Annotated in this window: 21 protein-coding genes and 1 pseudogene; 10 read left to right on the top strand and 12 right to left on the bottom strand. The window is 61.9% G+C overall.

Features of this window, described 5'->3' with window-relative positions:
• Positions 1-113 precede the first annotated feature (113 nt).
• Positions 114-2,117: a relaxase/mobilization nuclease and DUF3363 domain-containing protein gene (locus DFS13_RS03055; RefSeq protein ID WP_000132148.1), complete on the top strand. Its 2,004-nt coding sequence runs from the start codon at positions 114-116 to the stop codon at positions 2,115-2,117.
• A 66-nt stretch (positions 2,118-2,183) separates the two neighbouring features.
• On the opposite strand, the gene DFS13_RS03050 is transcribed toward DFS13_RS03055, so the two are convergent.
• From DFS13_RS03050 to DFS13_RS03010, 9 genes are all read right to left on the bottom strand, one after another.
• Positions 2,184-2,783: an ABC-type transport auxiliary lipoprotein family protein gene (locus tag DFS13_RS03050; protein WP_003124411.1), complete on the bottom strand. Its 600-nt coding sequence runs from the start codon at positions 2,781-2,783 to the stop codon at positions 2,184-2,186.
• A gap of 92 nt (positions 2,784-2,875) precedes the next feature.
• Positions 2,876-3,805: an MlaD family protein gene (locus DFS13_RS03045; protein WP_000433686.1), complete on the bottom strand. Its 930-nt coding sequence runs from the start codon at positions 3,803-3,805 to the stop codon at positions 2,876-2,878.
• A 91-nt stretch (positions 3,806-3,896) separates the two neighbouring features.
• Positions 3,897-4,718, bottom strand: coding sequence for an ABC transporter ATP-binding protein (locus tag DFS13_RS03040; protein ID WP_023093371.1), 822 nt, complete (start codon positions 4,716-4,718; stop codon positions 3,897-3,899).
• Positions 4,715-5,872, bottom strand: a complete 1,158-nt coding sequence (locus DFS13_RS03035) for an ABC transporter permease (protein WP_000063629.1) — start codon at positions 5,870-5,872, stop codon at positions 4,715-4,717. Before DFS13_RS03035 ends, DFS13_RS03040 begins: the two co-directional genes overlap by 4 nt.
• On the bottom strand, positions 5,869-6,489 hold the full coding sequence (locus DFS13_RS03030; RefSeq protein WP_000837791.1) for a DUF3313 family protein: 621 nt from the start codon (positions 6,487-6,489) through the stop codon (positions 5,869-5,871). The genes DFS13_RS03035 and DFS13_RS03030 overlap by 4 nt, the downstream gene beginning before the upstream one ends.
• Before the next feature lie 15 nt (positions 6,490-6,504).
• Positions 6,505-6,852 (bottom strand): multidrug efflux SMR transporter, encoded by a 348-nt coding sequence (locus DFS13_RS03025; protein ID WP_038421338.1) that lies wholly within the window; start codon positions 6,850-6,852, stop codon positions 6,505-6,507.
• A gap of 80 nt (positions 6,853-6,932) precedes the next feature.
• Entirely contained in the window at positions 6,933-10,037 is a 3,105-nt protein-coding gene (locus tag DFS13_RS03020) for an efflux RND transporter permease subunit (RefSeq protein ID WP_111441354.1), read from the bottom strand.
• Between the two features lie 24 nt (positions 10,038-10,061).
• Positions 10,062-11,093 carry an efflux RND transporter periplasmic adaptor subunit gene (locus DFS13_RS03015; protein WP_225984323.1) on the bottom strand — a complete coding sequence of 344 codons (1,032 nt, stop codon included), beginning with the start codon at positions 11,091-11,093 and terminating at the stop codon, positions 10,062-10,064.
• Positions 11,094-11,224: 131 nt separating this feature from the next.
• Positions 11,225-11,866 (bottom strand): TetR/AcrR family transcriptional regulator, encoded by a 642-nt coding sequence (locus tag DFS13_RS03010; RefSeq protein ID WP_023093369.1) that lies wholly within the window; start codon positions 11,864-11,866, stop codon positions 11,225-11,227.
• 100 nt (positions 11,867-11,966) lie between these two features.
• Here DFS13_RS03010 and DFS13_RS03005 point away from each other — a divergent pair, with 100 nt between their 5' ends.
• The 4 genes from DFS13_RS03005 to DFS13_RS02990 all read left to right on the top strand — a co-directional run bounded on the left by DFS13_RS03005 (position 11,967) and on the right by DFS13_RS02990 (position 15,041).
• The gene (locus DFS13_RS03005; RefSeq protein ID WP_000078291.1) at positions 11,967-13,370 is read left to right on the top strand and encodes an efflux transporter outer membrane subunit; all 1,404 of its coding nucleotides are present in this window, start codon (positions 11,967-11,969) and stop codon (positions 13,368-13,370) included.
• Between the two features lie 93 nt (positions 13,371-13,463).
• The gene (locus DFS13_RS03000; protein WP_000405670.1) at positions 13,464-14,369 is read left to right on the top strand and encodes a LysR family transcriptional regulator; all 906 of its coding nucleotides are present in this window, start codon (positions 13,464-13,466) and stop codon (positions 14,367-14,369) included.
• A 32-nt stretch (positions 14,370-14,401) separates the two neighbouring features.
• A complete protein-coding gene (locus tag DFS13_RS02995) occupies positions 14,402-14,665 on the top strand; it encodes an EexN family lipoprotein (protein WP_000717310.1) in 264 nt (87 codons plus the stop codon).
• A 58-nt stretch (positions 14,666-14,723) separates the two neighbouring features.
• Positions 14,724-15,041, top strand: a complete 318-nt coding sequence (locus DFS13_RS02990) for a multidrug efflux SMR transporter (RefSeq protein WP_000539741.1) — start codon at positions 14,724-14,726, stop codon at positions 15,039-15,041.
• 228 nt (positions 15,042-15,269) lie between these two features.
• Here DFS13_RS02990 and DFS13_RS02985 read toward each other — a convergent pair.
• From DFS13_RS02985 to DFS13_RS02975, 3 genes and pseudogenes are all read right to left on the bottom strand, one after another.
• Positions 15,270-15,449, bottom strand: a pseudogene (locus DFS13_RS02985) (integrase core domain-containing protein); the annotation flags it as partial.
• Between the two features lie 101 nt (positions 15,450-15,550).
• Positions 15,551-16,081 (bottom strand): SRPBCC domain-containing protein, encoded by a 531-nt coding sequence (locus DFS13_RS02980; RefSeq protein ID WP_111441353.1) that lies wholly within the window; start codon positions 16,079-16,081, stop codon positions 15,551-15,553.
• Between the two features lie 281 nt (positions 16,082-16,362).
• Positions 16,363-17,268, bottom strand: coding sequence for a LysR family transcriptional regulator (locus tag DFS13_RS02975; RefSeq protein WP_023093368.1), 906 nt, complete (start codon positions 17,266-17,268; stop codon positions 16,363-16,365).
• Positions 17,269-17,573: 305 nt separating this feature from the next.
• Between DFS13_RS02975 and DFS13_RS02970 the strand changes: the two genes are divergently transcribed.
• The 5 genes from DFS13_RS02970 to DFS13_RS02950 are packed head-to-tail and all read left to right on the top strand — an operon-like array spanning position 17,574 to position 21,760.
• Complete coding sequence (locus DFS13_RS02970; protein ID WP_001163195.1) at positions 17,574-19,571, top strand: conjugal transfer protein TraG; 1,998 nt, start codon at positions 17,574-17,576, stop codon at positions 19,569-19,571.
• Entirely contained in the window at positions 19,568-20,044 is a 477-nt protein-coding gene (locus tag DFS13_RS02965; protein WP_000085131.1) for a ribbon-helix-helix protein, CopG family, read from the top strand. The genes DFS13_RS02970 and DFS13_RS02965 overlap by 4 nt, the downstream gene beginning before the upstream one ends.
• A complete protein-coding gene (gene trbB, locus DFS13_RS02960) occupies positions 20,041-21,111 on the top strand; it encodes a P-type conjugative transfer ATPase TrbB (RefSeq protein WP_023093367.1) in 1,071 nt (356 codons plus the stop codon). Before DFS13_RS02965 ends, trbB begins: the two co-directional genes overlap by 4 nt.
• Entirely contained in the window at positions 21,108-21,494 is a 387-nt protein-coding gene (locus DFS13_RS02955) for a TrbC/VirB2 family protein (protein ID WP_000150010.1), read from the top strand. The genes trbB and DFS13_RS02955 overlap by 4 nt, the downstream gene beginning before the upstream one ends.
• Positions 21,491-21,760, top strand: a complete 270-nt coding sequence (locus DFS13_RS02950) for a VirB3 family type IV secretion system protein (RefSeq protein ID WP_003092280.1) — start codon at positions 21,491-21,493, stop codon at positions 21,758-21,760. The genes DFS13_RS02955 and DFS13_RS02950 overlap by 4 nt, the downstream gene beginning before the upstream one ends.
• The last annotated feature ends 11 nt before the right edge of the window (positions 21,761-21,771 follow it).

Raw genomic sequence — 21,771 nt, 5'->3', positions numbered from 1 at the left:
GGCACGGCGCGGCTTCGCCGCCGTGCCGCGTGGGGCGCGAGGCACGCGCCGATGCAGGCATGTCCGCGTGCTTCGCACGCTCGGACACGCCGGAGCTTGCAGGGAGCACAGCCATGACCGACCGCGGCGACCATGATTTCTGGGTGCGCCCTGGCGCGCCGAAGAACCGAGGCAAAGGCCAGGGCCAGAGCTTCGTTTCCAAGGTGCTCAAGCAGGCTGGCAAGGCCAGCGGCGGCAAGTCGGCGGTGCGCCGTCCTACCGCTGGCGGGAGCGGCCAGCACGCCGGCCAGCGGCCCGGCTCACGGCTTGGACGCGGCCATACGGCGGCGCGCTTCGCAGGCGCAAAGCTGACCCCTATGTCACGGCGCGTGACCATCAAGACGCTGCTGGTCAACCAGCGCAACGCCAGTCCGCAGTCGCTCGCCAAGCACCTGCGCTACATCGAGCGCGACGGTGCCGGCCGGAACGGCGAGCCGGGCCGTGCCTACGGGCCGCAGACCGACGAAGCCGACCTCGATGCCTTCAAGGAACGCTGCCAGGACGACCGACATCATTTCCGCTTCATCGTCTCACCTGAAGACAGTGCGGAGCTGGACGACCTGCGCACCTACACCCGGCACCTGATGAACCGGATGGAGGCCGACCTGGGGACGCGGCTGGATTGGGTGGCGGTCGATCACTGGAACACCGACAACCCGCACACGCACCTGATCGTGCGCGGACGCGACGATACCGGCAAAGACCTCATCATCGCGGGCGACTACATCGCCCACGGCTTCCGCCATCGCGCCGCCGAGCTGGCGACGGAATGGCTGGGGCCGCGCACCGAACTGGAGATCCAGCAGACCTTGCAGCGCGAGGTGGAGCAAGAGCGGTGGACGAGCCTCGACCGCACGTTGCAGCGCGAGGCCGGCGAGGATGGCCGGGTGCAGATCGAACGCTTCAACGAACCCCGGCTGCAACGCCAGCGCCTGCTGCTGATCGGCCGCCTGCAACACTTGCAGCGCCTGGGCCTGGCCGACGAGGTGCAGCCCGGCACCTGGGCCGTCCATGCGGACGCGGAGAAGACCTTGCGTGCCCTGGGCGAGCGTGGCGACATCATCCGAACGATGCAGCGGGCCATGAGCGGCAAGCCTCGCGAGCTGGCGGTGTTCGAGCCGGGCGACGACGGCCGCACTATCGTCGGTCGCGTGGCTGCTAAGGGTCTGGCCGACGAGCTGCACGACCGCGGCTATCTGGTCATCGACGGGTTGGACGGCAAAGCCCACTACGTCGCGTTGGACGCCCGCGACGAGCTGGCGAACTATCCCATCGGCGCGGTGGTGGAGGTACGCGGTTCCGCCGAGGTGCGGGCGGCCGACAAGAACATCGCCACGCTGGCGAGCAATGGCCTGTACCGCACCGATCACCACCTGGCGATCGAGCAAGGCCGAGCCAAGCCCGGCCGCGACCCGCAAGAGGCTGTGGCGGCCCATATCCGCCGGCTGGAAGCCCTACGGCGGGCCGGCATCGTGGAGCGCGTGGCCGAGGGGTTATGGAAGGTGCCGGACGACTTGGCCGAGCGTGGCCGCCAGTACGACGCGCAGCGGCTGGGCGGCGTGGCGGTCGAACTGAAATCGCATCTGCCGATTGAACGGCAGGCCCGCGTCATCGGCGCGACCTGGCTGGATCAGCAGTTGATCGGCGGCGGCAAGGGACTGGGCGACCTGGGCTTTGGCGGCGATGCTAGGCAAGCCTTGCAGCAGCGCGCCGACTTCCTCGAAGAACAGGGGCTGGCCCAGCGGCGCGGGCAGCGGCTGATTCTCTCCCGGAATCTGCTGGAAACGCTGCGCAATCGGGAGCTGGCGCAGGCCGCCCAGCACATTGCCGCCGATAGCGGATTGGAGCATCGGCACGTCACAGACGGGCAGCGCGTAGCCGGCATCTACCGGCGCTCGGTCATGCTCGCCAGCGGTCGCTATGCGCTGCTCGATGACGGCATGGGATTCAGTCTGGTGCCTTGGCGGCCGATAATCGAGCCACGACTGGGGCAGCAGATCGCCGCGACTGTACGCGGCGGCGGTGTGTCATGGGAGGTTGGACGGCAAAGAGGTCCTGGGATTGGATCGGGGCCGTAGGCTGTCGTACCGAGTTAAGGTGTCGAGCAGCGTTTTGGCCCTAGCTTCTGTGCTCCGTTAAGACGACTAGTCTGTGCTTATCGACGACGCTGTGGGTGCATGGTTGCTTGCCAATTCCGGTGCAACTCGCAAACGCGCTGCCCCGACCTGAACTGCCCATTCAACGATCTGCCCGGCCAATATATCCGTGGCGACACCGAACGCGCTCACCACATCGGCCTCTCGCTTGCTGCCTGTGGCTTGGATTGCTTCGAAGCGTCTACTGGCAATAGCAGTCCGTTTGGCCGGATCGACCAGTTGCACATCGAGCCGAACCGCGGCGATCGCTTCAGTGCCGCGGTATTCGAGCTGGAACGCCCGCAGCGTACTGCGCAACTCCATATCGGCGCTCATTGGGGTGCTATCGGTAATCACGGAAGTCGACCGCCCATCGCGCATGAAGGCTTCGACGATTCGGTCACGCAGCAGCACCGGTGCGGGGTCGGCCCAACGCACTCCTTGCCAAGCCGACAAGCGACCATCGGGCTGCGCAATGAACAGCCGCTCCGAATCCAGGACGCGACTACTCTCAGGGGCGTAGACGCGCAGCGCCCCGGGTCCCGGAACGGCGCGCGGCGTACTCTCCGCCTGGGCGATGTGATAGTCGGGCAATTTGTAGGTGACCATTGGAGCTGCTTTGGGAAGCACACTGCACGCGGACAAGCCGAGTACTAGCGTCATAGTCACGGCAGCGACGGGAATCATCCTGGCGGAAGTGTTCACGGCTTGGTTTCCTCAATGTTCTCTCCACCGAGCAGGTATTGCGCCGGATTGCGATCCAGTCGGCGCAGCACGGTGTTTAGATTGGCCAGCGCCTGCTGGAGTTCGTGCATGGCAGGACCTGTGGCGGCCAAGCCCTGGTTCAGCGATTCCTGATTGTTTTGCAGTAGCGTCTCAACCCTGAAAGCGGCGCGTTCGAGGGATGCCGTTGCATCACGCGTGTTCACCATGATTTGCTTACCATCGTTATTTAGTAGCAGGTTGGCATCGCGAAGAGTGCTATTTGCTTGGCGCACGGCAGCTGTCGATTCTCTGCTTGCTTCGGTCAGATTGCTGATTAACGTCGCGATCTCGGCCCTCTGGTCAGCGACCGCGCCCGTGGTCTGTTCAAGATTCACCAGACTGCGGTGCACAAGAGCCAAATTCTCCTTCGACAGTAACTCCTGCGTGCGCAGCAAGATGCCGTTGAGTGTCGTCATGCTGTTCCCCTCACCGGAGACCAGGGATGCCATCGCCGAACGTGGTGCGAGGATCAACGGTTCCTCGTCCTCTCTCCGATCCAGCAATGGCACGTTTGGCCCACCGTCGCTCAACTCGATCACCGCGTTGCCGGTAATTCCCGTGATGACCAATTCAGCGCGGGTATCCTGCCGGACCGGGATGGTGGCATTGATGCGTACGCGCGCTATCGCCCGCCTTGGGTCTCGCGGTGAAAGAGAAAGTGCAACGACTTCGCCAATCGTGATTCCGCTGTACTGAACCTGGCTGCCGGGCGTAAGCCCGGTCACTGGCTCATCGAACATAATCCGGTAATACTGGTAATCGTGGTCGGAACGTGTGTCGCTGAGCCAAAGCGCGAAGCCAATACCAATCGCACCGAGCAGCACGACGAACAGACCAATGAATACATGATGGGCACGTGGTTCCATGATCAGACCACCTCGTTCTCAGAGTTTAAATATTGCGTGCGCCCAGCCCAATGCGTGCGCGACGGAAGAATGATGCAGATGCGGAGGGGTTTCATGGCTGCGTCTCTTGGCTGGAAGCACCAGTGGCCTGTGCGGCCGCACGGCCACGGGGGCCGTGAAAGTATTCCTGTATCCACGGGTGCTTGAAGCGCTCGACTGCCTCGATGCCGTCGTTGATGAGTACCTTCTGGTTCGCCAGGACCGCGACACGGTCGCATATGGTGTACAGCGTATCGAGGTCGTGGGTTACCAGAAACACCGTGAGGCCCAGTGCATTGCGCAGGGTCAGAATCAATTGGTCGAAAGATGCAGCCCCGATTGGATCCAGTCCTGCGGTGGGTTCGTCAAGAAACAGGATGTTCGCATCAAGCGCCAAGGCTCTCGCCAGTGCTGCTCGTTTCACCATGCCTCCGGACAACGAGGCCGGATACTTGTCTCCCGCTCCGGCAGGCAACCCCACCAAGCCCAGCTTGCTTCTTGCCAAACGCTCGGCAAGAGGCCGCGCCAGACCGACATGCTCGATCAAAGGAAGAGCGACGTTCTCCAAGACGGTCAGCGATGAATACAACGCGCCCTTCTGGAACAGAATGCCGAACCTTCGCTCCATACGCGCGCGCGCAAGCCATTGGGCTCGCAGTAGGTCGCGCCCCCCGATACGGACCACGCCCGAATGCGGCTTCTGCAGCCCGACGACGCTACGCAAGAGCACGGATTTCCCGGTGCCTGACCCTCCCACCACGCCAAGGATTTCCCCGCGCCGCACGTCCAGGTCTAGGTCCTGATGGACCTGCTGGGTTCCAAACCTGTTGTCCAGGCCGCGCACTTCAATAGCGTGTCGCACACCGTTGTCGGTGTCTTGCTTCACCGCGCTCACCAGCCCATCTCCATGAAGAACAGTGCAGCGATGGCGTCTATCAGGATCACCATGAAGATTGATTGCACGACACTAGACGTCGTGTGGTCGCCTACCGACTCAGCGCTACCGGCGACCTTGAACCCTTCATGGCAGCCGATAGCGGCGATCATCACCGCGAAGAGCGGGGACTTGCTCATTCCGACAAGAAAATGGCGCACCTCGATTTTTTCCTGCACGATGGCAAGGAACTGTGCGGGAGGAATTTCCAAGCTCAGTGCGCATACGGTGGCGCCGCCCGCAATGCCAGCCAAGATGCCTACTAAGGTGAGCAGTGGCAAGGACACAAGAAGCGCCAGCACGCGTGGCAGCACCAGTAACTCGATGGGGTCGAGCGCGTTGGAGCGAAGCGCATCGATCTCTTCATTTGCCTTCATCGAACCGATTTGGGCGGTGTACGCGCTTGCGGTACGGCCTGCAATCAATATGGCCGGGAGCAGCACTCCGAACTCGCGCATGAACGAGAAGGCGACCAGATGCACCGAGAAGATGCTCGCACCGAAGTTGGCCAGCACCGTTGCTCCCAGGAACGCCACCACCATTCCTACCATGAAGCTCAGTAGCGCCACGATGGGAATGGCGTCCACCGCTGATCGCTGGATTTGAGCGATCACCGAGGTCGCGCGCCAGCGACGCGGGTGACGAACGGTACGGCTCCATGTTTCGATGATCTGGCCCACGAACCCGGCCAGACCAAGACACGCACGACAGCCCTGTTCCAAGGTCAGGCCTATGCGTCCCAGACCGCGGAGCAGAGGATTCCCGCTCACCGCTGCTTTCTCCGTCTTCTGCTGATCGGTAGCAGCGGCGGCCAGCGCTCTCATTAGGGCGAGGCGATCCGAGGACAGATTTGGAGCTGCCTCCGGCCGGTCGAGTATCGAGTCTGGCCCGAGAATTTCCACCAGCAGAGCCGCGCCGGCGGTGTCCAGTCTCTGGACTTGCGTCCAGTCGAGTAAGGGAGTGGCGTACCCCTCGGCATGACTGATGCGGGCGGCGGACACGGATTTTGCCAGACTGGCGTAGTGCTCTATCGTCCAGTCGCCACCCGCCAGCCATTTGTGATCACCGCCGACCATGGCATCCTGCCGGAGCCAAGCCTGTGAAGCGTTGCTCATGGCTGCGTGTCCCGCCAAGCGCTGTCGATGCGCTCGATGCAGTTCGTGATCGCCGCTTTGGCATGACCCAGCAATGTGTACGAACCGGCGAACTCTTTAATGACGTTGCCGCGCTCGAAGCAACTGGCGGCAGCAACCCGGCGTCCCGTCCTTAAATCGACTGCTTCGAACTCTAGGCTGGCACCACCCGTCGTCACGGGTCCAACCAGCAGGGTCGTCATTGCATTGACTGCCCGATTCGGTGTCTGCAGTTCGGTGACCGCTACACGCACCCGAACCTGTCCCGCGCCACCTGGGGGGGCGGGACTTTTGCCTTCCTGGCGTTTCAGTTCGCTCGTCACATGGTCTAGCACTTCGCGCTGCTGCGCGTCATCGAGCCCATCGATGCGACCCGAGGCGGTCTTGATCTGCGCTTCTTCCACCACGACAGCGGCATAACGCTTGGGCTCGAATCCCGCTGCGCGGTACATCAGTACGTTCTCGTATCGTGTCGGCGATAACTTCTCGTAGTCGCCGAGAAATCCGGAGCGCGTCATGCTGTTGGTCGCGCATCCAGAGAGCGCGCCTGCTACGCAAAAAAAGATGCCGCCGCGGATCAATGCAGTTTTGCTCTTCATAATGGGTCTCCTTGATCAAACGAAACTAAGACAGGCAATGCCTGCTGCGATGAGGGCGGTGCCAGACCAGCGCGTTACCGATGCGACATCGCCTAGTAGGAGGGCGCCGACGCCCAAGTTTCCAAGTAGCCCGATTCCTGCCCAGGCTGCAGAGGCCGCGCTGATCGGAATCCGCTTGAGCGCGAACCACAAAAGTGCGCCGCTGGCCGCCATGCACGTCACTGCCACACAGAGGCCGACCCAGCGCATCGGACCGCCCGCCGTGATGGCCCGCAGGCCCAGTGGATAGCCCGCTCCTAGAACCCCTGCGGCAATGACAATCGACCAGGATTTCCAGATCAGCGGATGGGTGCTGAATCGCATAAGCCTAGCGAGACATACGCATGAAGCGTGGGTGCATACGAATTCTGAGAATGCGCAGCACGCGGCGGCTCGCAAGAGACTCATGAGCGATCTCCATGCGCGGTGGCGACACTCAGGTTCCACGGCCCAATTCGCTTGATTCCAAACAGGACTTCGTAAAGCAGCGGAATCAAGCCCAACGTCACCAGCGTTCCGAGTGCCAGCCCACCGATCATCGCGATCGCCATCCCTTTCCATAATGGTCCGGAGAAGAGCATGAGTGGCACCAGTCCCGAAATGCAGGTGACCTTGGTCATCACGATTGGACGAAGCCGTTGTATCGCGGCCCCAACCAAGGCTTCATGGCGTGGCAGGCCTTCCGCTAGCCCCTGGTCGATGCGTTCCAGCAAGAGCACGGCGTTGTTGACAATGATCCCGAACAGGGCCAGTACGCCGAAGGTCGCCATGAAGCTGAAAGGTGTGCCGGTCAGCTTCAGAGCCAATACCACGCCGATAAGCGTGAAAGGGATCGTCGCGAGGATCACACCGAGCTTGCGGAAAGAATTGAACTGCCATACGAACAGCATCAGCATCGCCAGAAATGCGAGGGGCATGTAGGTCGACAGCGCGGCGTTCGATTCGGCGGCTTCCTCGATCTCGCCGCCAAGTTCAACCGAGTAGCCCGCGGGCAGGTCCAGGGCAGCGACGCTAGGCGCCAGGCGGTTGATGATCTCCTGGGCGGTGTAAGAGGTGTTCTGTCCTTGCACGGTGATCGTGCGGATGAGATTGCGCCGTTGGATGACCGAGGGCTCGCTCGCGAGCGATACGTCTGCGACCTGAGCCAGCGTCACCGCTGGACCGCCGTTGGTGGGATAGATGAGCGTCGCGCCTACGTCTGCCGTGCTGCGACGCTCGCTTACGATACTGCGCAGGACGATCGGGACGGAGGTGTCACCGTCGCGAATAACCGAGATCGATCTGCCGCTGTAGCGGACATCCAGCCCGCCAGCGATGTCTTCAGTCGTCACGCCCGCCCGACGCGCGCGGTCCTGGTCGACCCGTACGTCGATGCGGCCAACGCGCGTATCCCAATCGTTCTTGACGTTGATGGTGCCGGGCAGCTTGCGCAGCGCTGCTTCGATTTTGGACGCGGCCCCCAACAATACCTCCTCATCCGGACCGCTGACGCGATAAATGGCAGTCCCTGACTCGGTCGCACCGAGCGAGAAACGCTTGGGCTCGGCGCGCACGTCGCCATGTGCTTGCGCAAAGTAGCTGCGGGTGCGGGCGAGGACGGCGTCGATGTCGCTCTTCGGCTTCAATGTGACAACGAAGTACGCGATGTTCGATGCCGGCAGTGGTGGATTCAGGCTAAGGATGAAGCGCGGGCCACCATCGGCGACGTAGCCGATGTGATCGGAGACTTCTGGATTGATGTTCGTGTCGCCCAGCCAACCACTGATCTGCTTCACGCGGGCGAGCGTTTCGCGCGAGTCGGTACCGGGGGCGAGCTGCACCGGAATCTGGAACTGAAGCCGGTCGGACTTGGGCATGAAATCGTACGGCAGGGTGGTGAAGCCATACAGCGCAATGGCAAGCGCCGCGATCATCGACGCTACATAGACCGCCTTATGGTGGAGCACCCACTCCAGTACGCGCCGGTAGCCACGGTAGAAGCGGGTGTCATAGGCGTCGCCCTGCTCCTGCTTGTGATGGGGTTTGGCGAAGTGGTAGCACAATAGGGGCGTGACAGTCAGGCACAGCAGCCACGAAGCGAACAACGTCAGTGCCAGCACGACCACGAGATTGTGCAGATACTCGCTCGTGGCGTTCTGGCCAAAAAAGAACGGCGAGAACACGATCACGATCACGAGCGAGGACGTGAGCAGCGGAATGGCGAGCGTGCGGCCCGCCTCGAGGCAGGCATGCTTACGATCTTCGCCACCGGCCAGGCGGCGTTCGATGTCTTCGGCAATCACAATGCCGTTGTCCACCAACAAGCCGAGCGCAATGATGATGGCGCCCATCGAGACGTTCTGAAGCTCGATGTTCATCGCGCGCATGACGATGAGTGCACTGAGGATCGTCAACGGCACGATCATGCCCACGATGATCCCGGTGCGCCAACCGAGAAATAGCACGACGACACCGAGGACGACGATGATCGTCTCCATCATGACGTGGTTCATTTTGCCCATCTCGTGCTTGACGACATCGGCCTGGAAAGTGACGTATGACAGATCGAAACCCGCCGGCAGCAGCTTCTCCTGGTCTGCAACCCGTGCTTTGAGCGCTTTTCCGAACTGCTCCACGTTCTGACCGGAGGCCATCGAAACCGCCATGACGACAGCGGGCTGGCCTTTGTAGATGGCAGCAGATTCCGGCGGATCGGCTGGCCGCACACTCACCTGCGCCAGTTCACCCAATGCGATCGTCGGCACGGGCGCCGTACTACTTTGCGGTCGTGGCAGCGTGATCGGCATTGCTCGCAGGGAGGGAGCGTCACGCACTTCGCCACTGACCGCCAAGGTTGCATTGATGCCGCCGACAACAATTTGTCCACCCGAAGCGACGACGTTCTGTTTGACGAGTTGGTCGATCACCCCCTGTGGTGTCAGCTCCAATCGCGCGAGCCTAGGCCGATCGAATTCGAGATAGACGCGCTCTTCCTGCAGGCCGTAGAAAGTGATGCGCTCAATACCAGGCACGGTGTACAGGCGGTCGCGCATCTGCTTGAGCGCGACGCGCATCTCGCTCATGGAGTAACCTGGTGCAGTGACCGCAATCGAGGCAACCGCGACGCGGCCGAAGTCTTCGTCGACGAAAGGCCCCATCGTGCTCTGTGGTAAGGCATCCTTCGAATCGGCGACCTTGGCCCGGACGCGCTGCCAGATCGGTGCCAAGTCGGTGTAGCGGTCCCAGATCGTGACCTGGATCATGGCGCTGCCTGCGCGCACGGTGCTCGTCACGCGCTTGACCTCTGCCAGTTCGCGCAAGCGCTCCTCGATCGGCCGGGCAATGAGTTGCTCAACGCGTTCGGCGGGCAGCCCCGGGTTCAACGCCGTGACCATCGCATCGCGGACCGTGACAGTCGGCTCCTCCTGAGAAGGAAAATTCAGGAAGGTCGCGATGCCGGCGACGAAAATGATGAGCGCTACAAAGTAGGTAAGTCGACTGGCGCGCAGCGCCATCTCGGTGATCTTCATGATGAAGTAACCTGGTGGATCGCGTTAGCGCTTGGTCAATTGAGTGGTGGCTTCCAGTGGTGTCACTGGCTGTCCATCGGTGAGCCATCCTCCTCCGGCGGCAACCACCGTCTCGCCGGGCTTGAGTCCAGCGAGGACGCGCGCGCTGTCTCCTTCCTGTACCGGCGTGAAGCGCACCGCGCGACGGTGCACCTTCTTATCTTCAGGGGTGTAGACGAAGACGGAAGCCTCGCCCGGCTTCGTGCCGAGCACCAGCGAGGCATAAGGTATGGATACAGTCTCGGGCCGAGAGGTCTTGGAGGTTGCCGCAGGTGCGTCGAGCACGACCTGTACGGGAATACCTGGCCGAAGTGCGCGCGCTTGCGCGTTATCTTCAGGCACTAGCACCACGGGTAGGAGCGAGCCATTTTCGGCGCGCAGACCGACACGACGTACCACCGCTCGGATTGGTTGTTCGGCTCCGCTCCAGCTCAGTTCTGCGCGTTGGCCGACATCTATGTGAGGTGCCTGTGTAGTAGACGCGTTCGCGATGATCTCAGTGCCACTGCGCACGCCGTCGACCTGAAATACCGGCGCACCAGCAGCAATGTCGGTGAACGCCAAAGCCAGCTTTTCCGCCACGACACCATCGAAAGGAGCGACGATCATCGTGCCACGTTGTGCTCGTTCGGCCAGGCCAAGCGCCGCCTTGGCAGTGCGCGCTTGACCCTCTGCGACCGCTAGCTGCGCCTTCGCGCTCTCGAACGCAGCAGGGGAGATGACTTCGCTTTCGAGCAACCGGCGCTGTTGATCTGTCTGTACACGTCGATCCATCAGGCCGGCTTCGGCGGCCGCCAGGGATGCTTGCGCTTGTGTCACGCGAAGCCGGTCAGGTTGCGCATCAAGTTCTGCCAGGACTTGGCCGCGGGAGAACCGTTCACCCACGTCGACGTTCAACTTGGCGATCCGTCCTCCTGTTTCAAATCCTAGGATGCTGCGCTCGGTTGCTCGCGCCGAGCCAGTCAATTCGATGCGAGAGCTATGCGGGAGATCCGACTGCGCGGCGGCGAGCTTCACTGCGCGCGGAGGCTCGGATACGGTGGATTGCGAGTTTCCGCACCCTGAGAGCAGAGTCGAAATGGATAGTGTGCAAGCAACCGCCAAGGAGCGCGGTGCGCACGCGGTCATGACACCGCTACGGACGCGACTCATGTGCGTCCTTTTGCCGGGACAAGTTCGAGATGGCCCGAGGCGAGATCCTGGAGCGCCCGAAAGAAATGCCGCCGCTCTGCGGGTGCGAGTATTGGCAAACCCAGAAGATCGGCGAACAGGGCGCCATCCAATGCCAGCATGATGAGTGCCGCGGTCTCGGTGCCACGCGGGGATCGACGCACGCGTTCGTACTGCACGCGGTACCACTCGCGCAGTGGGTCGAGAAGTGTTGGATCTTCCGCAGCTGCCGCGAGCAGCGCTGCGCCCATCTTCTGCATCTCGTCGTCGGGCATCGCTTCCACCTGGCTCGACAGCCAGGGGTCCGGATCTCCGGCAAACCTGCGCTCGTGATTGGCTTGTACCGCGTCGAACGCCCGGATCATCTCGTCGATCAGTGTCACGAACAAATCGCGTTTGGTCTTGAAGTGATAGAGAAACGCCCCTTTGCTCAACCCGGCCCGCACAACGACGGCGTCCAGTGTCAAGCGACTGGCACCTTCCTCCAGCACCAGTTCGCGGGCGGCCTGCAGGATGCGGTCGCGAGTTCGCTGGGCTCCTTGCTGGAGGCCGGGCTGCGCATCGGCGCTGCTATGGGCAGTGGACGGGGGGGGCAACTTTGTTTTCGCGCGGGGCGGCATGGTCGTGCTCCAAAAAAGCTTGAGTCATATACAGTCCAGACGGTATAGTAGAAGCCATACAACAGTCCGTCAAGACTTTTTCGGAGCGCAAGGAGCTGCCATGTCTCAAATTCTTGAACGCTATCGCCTCATTGCCATGATTTCTCCGCTACTGCTTCTTGCGGCCTGCAGCCATGCCCCGCACTCTGCCGATCCACCTCGCCTGGATGTACCGGCCCATTTCTCAAATGAAGAGGGAGGTGAAGGCATCTTGGACAAATCGTCCCGCCGTACTCTTCCCGTCGATTGGTGGACGGCCTACGGCGATCCGCACCTCAATGCCTTGGTCCGGGCGGCGCTGGAGCGCAATACCGAACTGACGATTGCGCGAGCGCGCGTGGACGAGGCATCGGCCGCCACGCGGCGAGCACGGGCCTCCCTGCTCCCCTCGTTGTCCGCGGGCACGCAGGCAACTCGAGGACGCGACTATTCAGAGAACGTTGCAATCGGCAATGATGGCCGCGCCACGTTGTCCGCATCGTGGGAGGCAGACCTGTCGGGACGGCTTTCGCAGGCAGCAGAAGGTGCGCGCCTGGATGCGGTGGCAGCCGAACAAGCGTGGGTTGCCACGCGGTGGCAGGTCGCGTTTGAAACAGTGTCGGCGGCTGTGCAGCAGCGCCAAGCCAGTGAGCTCGAAGCGCTAGCCGCGGCGCGGCTGGCATCCGCAGAACGACTCGTCTTGCTGATGCAACGGAAGTTCGAGGCCGGACAAGCTACCGGCTTCGACATCGAGCGTACCCGCGCCGGCGTCGTCGCACTGCGCGTGGAGCAAGAGCAACTGCGGCGTGCGCGCGGCGAGGCGACGCATGCACTCGATGTACTAGTGGGACAAACGCCCGGAGCGCCTGCAGCTTCCCCAACTCTTGCGTCGCTCGCCGTCCCGGACTGGACACCGACACGCATACCTGCGGACCTGCTGAGTGAGCGGCCCGACGTGCGCGCCGCCGAAGCGAAGTTCGCCGCCGAAACCGCGCGCTGGAACGCAGCCGAAGGCGAACGCTTCCCCAGGCTGGTGTTGGACCTGAGCGGCGGACGGCAGCGCGTAGAGAGTGTGGGAACCCGCATCACTGGAAACATTTTTTCACTTGGGGCCGGGGTGTCGTTGCCGATCTTCGATGGTGGCGCGATCCGTGCCGGCATCGAGACCGGAGAGGCGCGCAGCCGAGCTGCCCGTGCGGAGTTCGAGCGCACTTTGTTGAGTGCTTTGCAGGACGTAGAGAACGCATATCTCGGTTGGCATACGCAGCACGCAGCACTGGAGCATCAGGCCGAGGGTGTCGCAGTCGCGGAGCGTCAGCTCGATCGCAGCCGACGTCTGTTCGAGGCGGGACAAGTGGACGCCACGGTGGTGGCCGAGGCTGAGGCCGGGGTGCTGTCAGCGCAGGCTTCGCTGATCCGCACGCGGGCCGAGACAGCCATGCAATGGGGCGTCCTGGCAAAAGCATTATCCGGCTCTCCTGTTTGATCGCAGAAACATGCTGGAGCAGCTTGCGAAGGCTAGCTAAATAGCGTGACGCAAGGCGAAGGTGGTGAGGCCTGAGTGATGAGGAATGCGAACATGGAAATTCGACACCTGCGCTACTTTCTGGCGGTGGCAGAGGAGCTGCACTTTGCCCGAGCCGCAGAGCGCCTCCACATAGAGACATCGCCGCTGTCGCGCGCCATCAAGGAACTTGAGGAAGAGTTGGGCGTAGCGCTATTTGCGAGAACCACTCGGAGCACCCGCTTGACTCGTGCGGGCAGGCTCTTCTTTGAGAGCGTGCCGCGTGTCTTCGCAGCTTTGCAGCAGGCGCGCGACAGTGTGAACGCCGCAGCCAATGGCTTTCATTGCCAGCTCCGTATTGCATTGTCTGATGGAATCACGCCATCGCGCCTGCCTGCGTTGTTGGCGCTCTGCCGGCAGGAAGAGCCGGAAGTGGAAGTTCGCTTCTTCGAGGTGCCTTTGGCACAGCAAATCAAGGGATTGTGTGGCGAACTGTACGATCTCGGCTTCGCTCAATCGGATGAAGTCGGCGAAGGCATCATCGCCGTGCCGGTGTGGAGTGACCCTCTGATGGTAGCTGTGCCCGCACGGCACCCCTTGCTATCCCACAAACAGATTCCCCTAGAAGAGCTGTTGCGGTATCCGCTGGTGCTCTGCGACGCGGTGGCGTGTGAGGGCCATGCTCGGCAAGTTGAACGGGTGCTACGTCGCGTGGACATAGAGCCACTGATTGCCGAACGCGTGACTTCCAGCGATCTAATGATGGTCCTGGTTTCGGCGGGACTTGCACTAGGCCTCACAGGAGGCGCGCATATCACAGCCAGCAGGGAACAGGGGGTGGTCGCACGGCCGCTGACTGGACGTTCGCCAATGCTCACGACCTATCTACTACGGCCGGCCAGCGAGCCGTCAGAAATGCTGACTCGCTTCATGGAACGCGTTCATTCGATCAAATCTCCAGATGCCAAAGGTCGGCGGTAAACCATCACACAATCTCCCAAAGAAAATTAACCATGAAGAAGATTGCTCTCATATTGCTTTCCTCGACATTGGCAGCCTGCAGCCCATCTGGGAAACCAGATAAAGCCAACCTTCCGACAGTCGATGAATTAGCGCTCAATCCTGAGCGTCTGAAAGAGTTGCGCAAGCAATGCAAGTTGGATCGACCAATGCTGGGCGACCAACTATGTAACCGGGTTGCCGAGGCTACGCGAAAGCGCTTTTACGAAGATGGCGATGTGCCCCACACCACGCCTAAAGAGCCGCCGAAGTTCTAAGCTGGTGGTCATGCCGGAGTATGTATGCCGGATATGAAAAATTTGAAGGAGAATCGCAATGGGTTGGATCTATCTTGTTTTGGCTGGATTGTTTGAAATCGGATGGCCGGTCGGGCTGAAAATGGCGCAAGAGCCAACATCGCGTTGGAGTGGGGTCGCAGTAGCCGTCTCTTTCATGACAATTAGCGGCGCCTTCCTATGGCTTGCTCAGCGTCAGATACCGATTGGGACTGCTTATGCGGTGTGGACGGGTATCGGAGCGGCGGGAACTTTCTTAGTCGGAATTCATTTCTATGGCGACCCAACCTCCCTGATGCGATACCTTGGCGTGGCGTTGATCATCCTGGGCGTTATCACGCTCAAGTTATCGAGTTGATCGCTAGCTCCATTGGTAGCGTAGTCGCTAGGCGACCCAGCTCCCAGAGTGGATCGGGCGCTGGGAACTCGTACGGTCACCTCCTCTCTCTAGTCGCTATGTGACGAGCTTGCCGGCGCCTCGGGAGAGTTCGAGCCAGTGCGCGTAAGGCGGTGGGAGCACCCATTCCGGGTGGCTCCACCTTCAGTGCCTGCGCCAAGGTGACCTGAGTACGAACTTTGTAGCCAGTCAGGCAGTGAGTTCGGAGGGGATGCTATCGGATTGGATCCAGTTGCGCCGGATCGTCGCCGGCGGTTTGTAAGCATGCGCGCTATGCGGCCGCTGCTCGTTGTAGAACTGTCGCCAACGTTCGATCAGCACCTTCGCTTCGGTCCGACTGCGGAACCATTCGCGGTTGAGCAGTTCGTCGCCCATCGTTGCCTGCGAAGTCAGGACCAGCAGAATCCTGAGGGGAGTTCTCATCATGGTTTTCTCCGTTCAGACGCTTGGGATCAAGCGGCCGGAGACCACTACGCCTGCTTGGCTTTGCGCGCTGCATCGACCAAGCTGTCGAGCCAGTCCTGATGGCCGTTGATCATCGGGTTGGGTTTGGCGTTGTGCAGCTCCTCGGCCGGTTTGCCCTTCTGAGTTTCCTGCGTGAGGATGCGCACGCGCCTGCCGTCCAGGTTCTCAACCAGCCAGGCGTGATGCACATCCAGGCGCGTATCTGTGCCTTCCTCGCCGGACCAGCCGTGCCAGGCCACGCGGCCGGGTTGCCCATCCGCAGGTGGCACGTATTCGTTGCACTGCCCCTCTACCGGGAAGCCGAAGGTCTCGAAGTAAAACCGATCGCCGTCGGCCAGTACCGGGCCTTTGCCGTCATGAAAGCACACGTTAGCCGAGTTGGCGTAGTAGCTTGGCCACAGCGATGGTGTGACGAGTAGAGGCCATACGTCGGCCGCGCTCAAGCCGGCGGCGATGATCTCATTGGAGGCGAAATTCTCAGTAAAGCCCGGCGTGTAGCCTTCGGGCCAGAGGATGGCGTTCTGTTGCTTGCTCATATCGAAGCTCCTTCACAAAATGTCGATGACGCAACAGGGGTGGCTGCGTCATTCAAGTGGTCATGGAGCAAATCATGAGCCTCCATCTGCAATAAGTGAAATCCTAAGTTTCTATTTTTGATATCATAAAATATGATATCAAGGCCTAGGTTCTGCCATCCACCGACTAGGCTATCTCGCAGCGGCGCTACGAAAGGGCGCGTCTCCAATTGAGCCGACTGATTGCTTATTTGTAGTGCGAGGTAGAGTTGTGCTGAGCATGACGATAGGAGCGATCTTGCCTACTTGTTGTTAGCACAGGAAGTGAACAGCAGTGCTCGTATCCAGCGATGTGCTGGATCGTGATGGGTGCGTTCGTGCCAAGCAGCCGTCTTGGTGAACCCCGGTATCTTCACCGGCGGCAGGGAGATAGCCAGCTTGTCCATACCGGCGACCAAGCGGCTCGGCAAGATCGCAACCATGTCACTGGCACGCAGGATGTCTGGCAAGATCAGAAAGCTCTTGACCGACAGTGTGACGCTGCGTCGTTTGCCCAACTGTTCTAGCGCATCGTCGGTGACGCCGCGGAAACCTCCACCATCGTAGGAAACAAGCGCATGGTCGAGAGCACAGAACTGTTTAACGGTCAGCTTGCGCCCCATAGCCGCAGGATGGTCTTCCCGCAGGACACACACATAGTGTTCCTTGAACAGCTCTCGGGCATGCAGATTTGGCGGAGTGATCTCTGGCGTCAGGAGGGCTAAATCGATCTGACCGCGCTCAAGCTGGTTCTGTAGCTGCCCGCTCTCGACTGGCACTAATGAGACTCGTACACGCGGTGCGTGCCGTTTAAGTGCCGATAGAAATGGGACAGCAACGGCACGCAGCGCATAGTCCGTCGCGGCGATGGAGAAGGTCAGTTGTGCGGTGGCCGGATTGAAGGAAGGTGGCTGGAGCAGCGCGTCGATTTCGGCGAGCACCTGCTTGACAGGCATCCCTAGATCCAGCGCCCGCTGCGTTGGAACGATACCCCGCTGCGAGCGCGCGAAAAGCGGGTCACCGAAGCTCTCGCGCAACCGCGTCAGCATGCCACTCAAGGCCGGCTGGGTTAGTCCCAGACGGGCCGCCGCCCGTGTCACATTGCGTTCGTCTAACAATGCGTCCAGCGCCTTGAGCAAGTTGAGATCCATACTCTTGATATTTTTCATTTTTATTCCAATCTTAAATATCATCGTTTTTCATGATATCTAAATATTGCCTATGAGTGGAAGCAAGGCCCATTGACGGCTTTTTTTGGGTAACTTGCTTGGAACTCTGTATGCGCCGCAGTGCGCTTTCGCTTGCGGCGCTTTTCTTTGACTCGCCACCGCGCTCATTCTTTCTTTTCCCTCGACCATTGTGCTGCGAACGGTCTTTGACCGGCACTAGCCCAGAACCGATCCTGACGCCTGCGACACCCCCTGTGCAACGCTTTCAATGAGACACCAGCGCAGGAGAAATCGGAGGACAGGTCATGCAAGGGACGAACGTTCTGTTCGGCCAGATCGCTGTGGTAATCGGCATCGTGATCGCCGGCGTCTGGGGCGCCACACAATGGACAGCAGCGACCCTTGGCTATCAAGTACGCCTCGGATCGCCCTGGTTCGATCTTCTAGGTGTACCGGTTTATCACCCGTGGCGCTTGTTCGAATGGTGGTTCTTCTTTGATGCCTACGCGCCGCACGTCTTCGACACAGGCGGTGCGATTGCGGGTGGTAGCGGTTTGTTCGCTTTACTCGTCGCCATCGCCATGTCGGTATGGCGTTCTCGGCAGTCGCGGCTGGTTACGACTTATGGTTCGGCACGCTGGGCCGATGCCGTCGACATCCGCAAAGCTGGACTGACCCTCCCGGCGGGCGTCTTCCTCGGCCAACACGACGACCAATACCTCCGACATGAGGGGCCGGAACATGTCCTGAGCTTCGCACCCACGCGCTCGGGCAAGGGCGTGGGCTTGGTGGTGCCTACGTTGCTTTCGTGGCCGGCGTCCGCCGTCATTCACGACATTAAGGGAGAGAACTGGAAGATCACGGCGGGCTGGCGTTCGCGCTTTTCGCACTGCCTGCTTTTCAACCCCACCGATAGGCAGTCGGCCGCCTACAACCCGCTGCTTGAAGTCCGGCGCGGCGCACATGAAGTGCGCGACGTGCAGAACATCGCCGACATTCTGGTTGACCCTGAAGGTGCGTTAGAGAAGCGCAATCATTGGGAGAAGACCAGCCACGCGCTACTGGTCGGTGCAATCTTGCATGTTCTGTACGCAGGCGAGGACAAGACGCTGCGCGGCGTCGCCAACTTCCTCAGCGACCCGGCGTGTCCGTTCGAGCTGACGCTGCACCGGATGATGACGACGAAGCACCTGGGCGATGCGCCTCACCCGGTTGTCGCATCCGCTGCCCGCGAAGTGCTCAACAAGTCGGACAACGAGCGATCGGGCGTGCTCTCCACCGCCATGTCGTTTCTCGGCCTGTACCGCGACCCGACCGTGGCCGAAGTCACATCGCGCTGCGATTGGCGCATCGCCGACCTGATTTCCGCCGAGCACCCGGTATCGCTCTATCTGGTGGTGCCGCCCTCCGACATAAGCCGCACCAAGCCGCTGATCCGGCTCATCTTGAACCAGATCGGGCGGCGGCTGACCGAATCGCTCGACGGCAGCGATGGCATCGCGCGCCGGCACAAGCTGCTGCTGATGCTGGACGAGTTTCCGGCGCTGGGTCGCCTCGATTTTTTCGAGTCCGCGCTTGCCTTCATGGCCGGCTACGGCATCCGCAGCTTTCTCATCGCTCAAAGCCTGAACCAGATCGACAAGGCGTATGGGCAGAACCATTCCATCCTCGACAACTGCCATGTCCGGGTGACTTTCGCCACCAACGACGAAAGGACGGCGAAAAGGATTTCCGAAACCCTCGGCACCGCCACCGAGCTTCGCGCGCAGCGCAACTACGCGGGCCACCGCCTCGCTCCGTGGCTGGGGCACCTGATGGTGTCGCGTCAGGAAACTGCACGTCCGCTGCTGACGCCCGGCGAGGTGATGCAGCTTCCACCTGAGGACGCCGTAGTCATGGTGTCCAGCGTTGCCCCGATCCGCGCGAAGAAGCTGCGTTACTACGTCGACGCCAATTTCAAGGATCGCGTCCTGCCACCGCCCGTGCTCGCAGTCGGGAGGTACGCCGACGCGCCGCCAGCCCGCCCCGACGACTGGAGCGGCTTGGCGATCCCGGCCGTACCTACGGCGCCGACCTCGGTATCCGCCGATGGTCCGGGCGGCACCGATGACGGCGGCCCGCGCCGCCAGCTCGAACTCTCCGAAACCGTCGCCTACGAGCCCGAGTTGGACGCGTGTGCGAACGACCTGGAGCTGCTCGATGACGACGACCTGGCGCTCCCGCTTCCCGGCCAGCTCGACCCGGCCATGCAGCGCACGGCCCGGCTGGCTTCTCTCGACCCCAACGACGGAATCGACCTATGAGCCAATACCGCCTCAATCTTTTCATCCAGCCCGAGCACGCCAAGCGCCTGGATGAACTTGCCGCCAAGAAAGGCGTGTCCAAGTCCTCCATCGTCGCAGCGGCCTTGGCGTCCTGGCTGTCACCCGATGCGGGCGACCAGCGTGAGGCCGCCATTGCCAAGCGGCTGGATCGACTGTCGCGGCAGACCGAACGCATGGAGCGCGACCAGAACATCCAGATCGAAACGCTGGCGCTGTTCATCCGCTATTTCTTGACCATCAGCACGCCGGTGCCAGAAGCCCACAAGGACGCGGCCCGCGCCCAGGGCAAAGCGCGCTTCGAGCAGTTCGTCGAGCAGTTGGGTCGCCACCTGCTGCGTGGCCGCAGTCTGGTGCGCGACGTGGTGGAGGAACTGCACCCCGATCCGATGCGGATGGATGACGCAGCAGCGATGGCGTCCGCCGATGAGCGAGCTGCAGAGCGTGCGTCATGAGTGCCGTTCCGCAGATTCCGCCTGAATCTCGCTCATCCGCCGCGGCGTCCCAGGATCGCCGCATCCAGATGCTGCGCACGGCGATGGGGCCGCTGATCGCCGCTGCGCTCGAAGATCCGGATGTTGTGGAAATCATGCTCAACCCCGATCGCACCCTGTGGGTGGATCGGCTGTCGTCGGGTCGCTCGCCGCTGGGCGTGGAGATGCCCGAGGCCGATGGTGAACGCATCATCCGCCTGGTCGCCGCGCATGTCGGCGCGGAGGTGCATCGCGGCCAGCCGCTCTTGACCGCCGAGTTGCCGGAAACCGGCGAGCGTTTCGAGGGCATCCTGCCTCCGGCCGCCCCGGGGCCAGCCTTCGCGCTACGCAAGCGGGCCGTGAGCATCATCGGCCTGGATCGCTACGTGGCCGACGGCATCCTGACCGCCGGGCAGGCCGAGTTCCTGCGCCGCGCCGTGCGCGAGCGGCAGAACATCCTGATCGCCGGCGGCACCAGCACCGGCAAGACCACGCTGGCGAACGCGCTGCTGGCCGAGATCGCCGCCACAGGCGACCGCGTGCTGGTGCTCGAAGACACCATCGAGCTGCAATGCGCGGCCCGCGACCATGTGCCGCTGCGCACCCGCGCCGGCGTCGTCACAATGACCGAGCTGGTGCGGGCCACGATGCGCCTGCGGCCTGACCGCGTGATCGTCGGCGAAGTGCGTGGCGGCGAAGCCCTGGACTTGGTGAAGGTCTGGGGCACCGGCCACCCCGGCGGCATTGCCACCATCCATGCCGGCTCCGCCTTGGGCGCACTGCTGCGTCTGGAGCAACTGATCCTCGAAGTGGCAGTGAATCCGCCCCGCGCCCTGATCGCCGAGGCGGTCAACGTGGTGATTCACATCGCAGGCCGTGGCCGCAAACGTCACGTCGAAACCATCTCCCGTGTCGTCGGCTTCGACGGTGCGGGCTATCGCCTGACAGATGCGCTGGAAACGCCGTTTCCCGAGCTGCCGCCGGTTCCTCTTGCAGCCGCTGCCGCTGCGCCTTCCTCGACCCCTGACCAACCTGGAGAACTGCCATGACGCACGTTGATGCTTTCCGTCTTTCCGTAAATCCTATTTCTCGCCTGTCCAGCATGGCGCGGCTGCGCCACCTGGCCCGTCCCGCAGGGCAAGGGCTGCTGCTGGCCGCGCTGATGCTGTTGCTGGCGGGCACGGCGCAGGCCGCCGGTTCCTCGATGCCGTGGGAAGGGCCGCTGACCTCCATCCTCGAATCCATCCAAGGGCCAGTCGCCCGGATCGTGGCGGTGATCATCATCATCTCGACGGGGCTTGCGCTGGCGTTCGGTGATACCAGCGGCGGCTTTCGCAAGCTGATCCAGATCGTGTTCGGCCTGTCCATCGCGTTCGCCGCGTCCTCGTTCTTCCTGTCGTTCTTCAGCTTCTCCGGAGGGGCCGTCGTATGAGTAAGGCCACCGATCTTCCGGGCTTTGAAGTGCCGCTGCATCGCTCGCTGACCGAGCCGATCCTGCTGGGCGGTGCGCCGCGCACCGTGGCGATTGCCAACGGCACGCTAGCCGCCGCCGTCGGGCTGGGCCTGCAACTGTGGATTCCCGGCGTGGTGCTCTGGATCGTCGGCCACTCGCTGGCCGTATGGGGTGCGCGCGTCGATCCGCAGTTCATGCAGGTCTTCGCGCGGCATATCAAACACCGCCCGCTTCTGGACGTGTGAGGGGAGGACGC

It is taken from the genome of Burkholderia sp. 28_3, assembly GCF_003253915.1.
GTDB classification, from domain to species: domain Bacteria; phylum Pseudomonadota; class Gammaproteobacteria; order Burkholderiales; family Burkholderiaceae; genus Burkholderia; species Burkholderia cenocepacia.
The sequence above is the reverse complement of the archived record's forward strand: the minus strand, read 5'-3'. Positions and strand labels throughout refer to the sequence as shown.

What these genes read in the sequence shown, in the direction of transcription:
- DFS13_RS03055 (WP_000132148.1), top strand. Translation starts at nt 114, where the DNA reads ATGACCGACCGCGGCGACCATGATTTCTGGGTGCGCCCTGGCGCGCCG.
- DFS13_RS03050 (WP_003124411.1), bottom strand. Translation starts at nt 2,783, where the DNA reads ATGGTCACCTACAAATTGCCCGACTATCACATCGCCCAGGCGGAGAGT.
- DFS13_RS03045 (WP_000433686.1), bottom strand. Translation starts at nt 3,805, where the DNA reads ATGGAACCACGTGCCCATCATGTATTCATTGGTCTGTTCGTCGTGCTG.
- DFS13_RS03035 (WP_000063629.1), bottom strand. Translation starts at nt 5,872, where the DNA reads ATGAGCAACGCTTCACAGGCTTGGCTCCGGCAGGATGCCATGGTCGGC.
- DFS13_RS03030 (WP_000837791.1), bottom strand. Translation starts at nt 6,489, where the DNA reads ATGAAGAGCAAAACTGCATTGATCCGCGGCGGCATCTTTTTTTGCGTA.
- DFS13_RS03025 (WP_038421338.1), bottom strand. Translation starts at nt 6,852, where the DNA reads ATGCGATTCAGCACCCATCCGCTGATCTGGAAATCCTGGTCGATTGTC.
- DFS13_RS03020 (WP_111441354.1), bottom strand. Translation starts at nt 10,037, where the DNA reads ATGAAGATCACCGAGATGGCGCTGCGCGCCAGTCGACTTACCTACTTT.
- DFS13_RS03010 (WP_023093369.1), bottom strand. Translation starts at nt 11,866, where the DNA reads ATGCCGCCCCGCGCGAAAACAAAGTTGCCCCCCCCGTCCACTGCCCAT.
- DFS13_RS03005 (WP_000078291.1), top strand. Translation starts at nt 11,967, where the DNA reads ATGTCTCAAATTCTTGAACGCTATCGCCTCATTGCCATGATTTCTCCG.
- DFS13_RS03000 (WP_000405670.1), top strand. Translation starts at nt 13,464, where the DNA reads ATGGAAATTCGACACCTGCGCTACTTTCTGGCGGTGGCAGAGGAGCTG.
- DFS13_RS02995 (WP_000717310.1), top strand. Translation starts at nt 14,402, where the DNA reads ATGAAGAAGATTGCTCTCATATTGCTTTCCTCGACATTGGCAGCCTGC.
- DFS13_RS02990 (WP_000539741.1), top strand. Translation starts at nt 14,724, where the DNA reads ATGGGTTGGATCTATCTTGTTTTGGCTGGATTGTTTGAAATCGGATGG.
- DFS13_RS02980 (WP_111441353.1), bottom strand. Translation starts at nt 16,081, where the DNA reads ATGAGCAAGCAACAGAACGCCATCCTCTGGCCCGAAGGCTACACGCCG.
- DFS13_RS02975 (WP_023093368.1), bottom strand. Translation starts at nt 17,268, where the DNA reads ATGAAAAATATCAAGAGTATGGATCTCAACTTGCTCAAGGCGCTGGAC.
- DFS13_RS02970 (WP_001163195.1), top strand. Translation starts at nt 17,574, where the DNA reads ATGCAAGGGACGAACGTTCTGTTCGGCCAGATCGCTGTGGTAATCGGC.
- DFS13_RS02965 (WP_000085131.1), top strand. Translation starts at nt 19,568, where the DNA reads ATGAGCCAATACCGCCTCAATCTTTTCATCCAGCCCGAGCACGCCAAG.
- trbB (WP_023093367.1), top strand. Translation starts at nt 20,041, where the DNA reads ATGAGTGCCGTTCCGCAGATTCCGCCTGAATCTCGCTCATCCGCCGCG.
- DFS13_RS02955 (WP_000150010.1), top strand. Translation starts at nt 21,108, where the DNA reads ATGACGCACGTTGATGCTTTCCGTCTTTCCGTAAATCCTATTTCTCGC.
- DFS13_RS02950 (WP_003092280.1), top strand. Translation starts at nt 21,491, where the DNA reads ATGAGTAAGGCCACCGATCTTCCGGGCTTTGAAGTGCCGCTGCATCGC.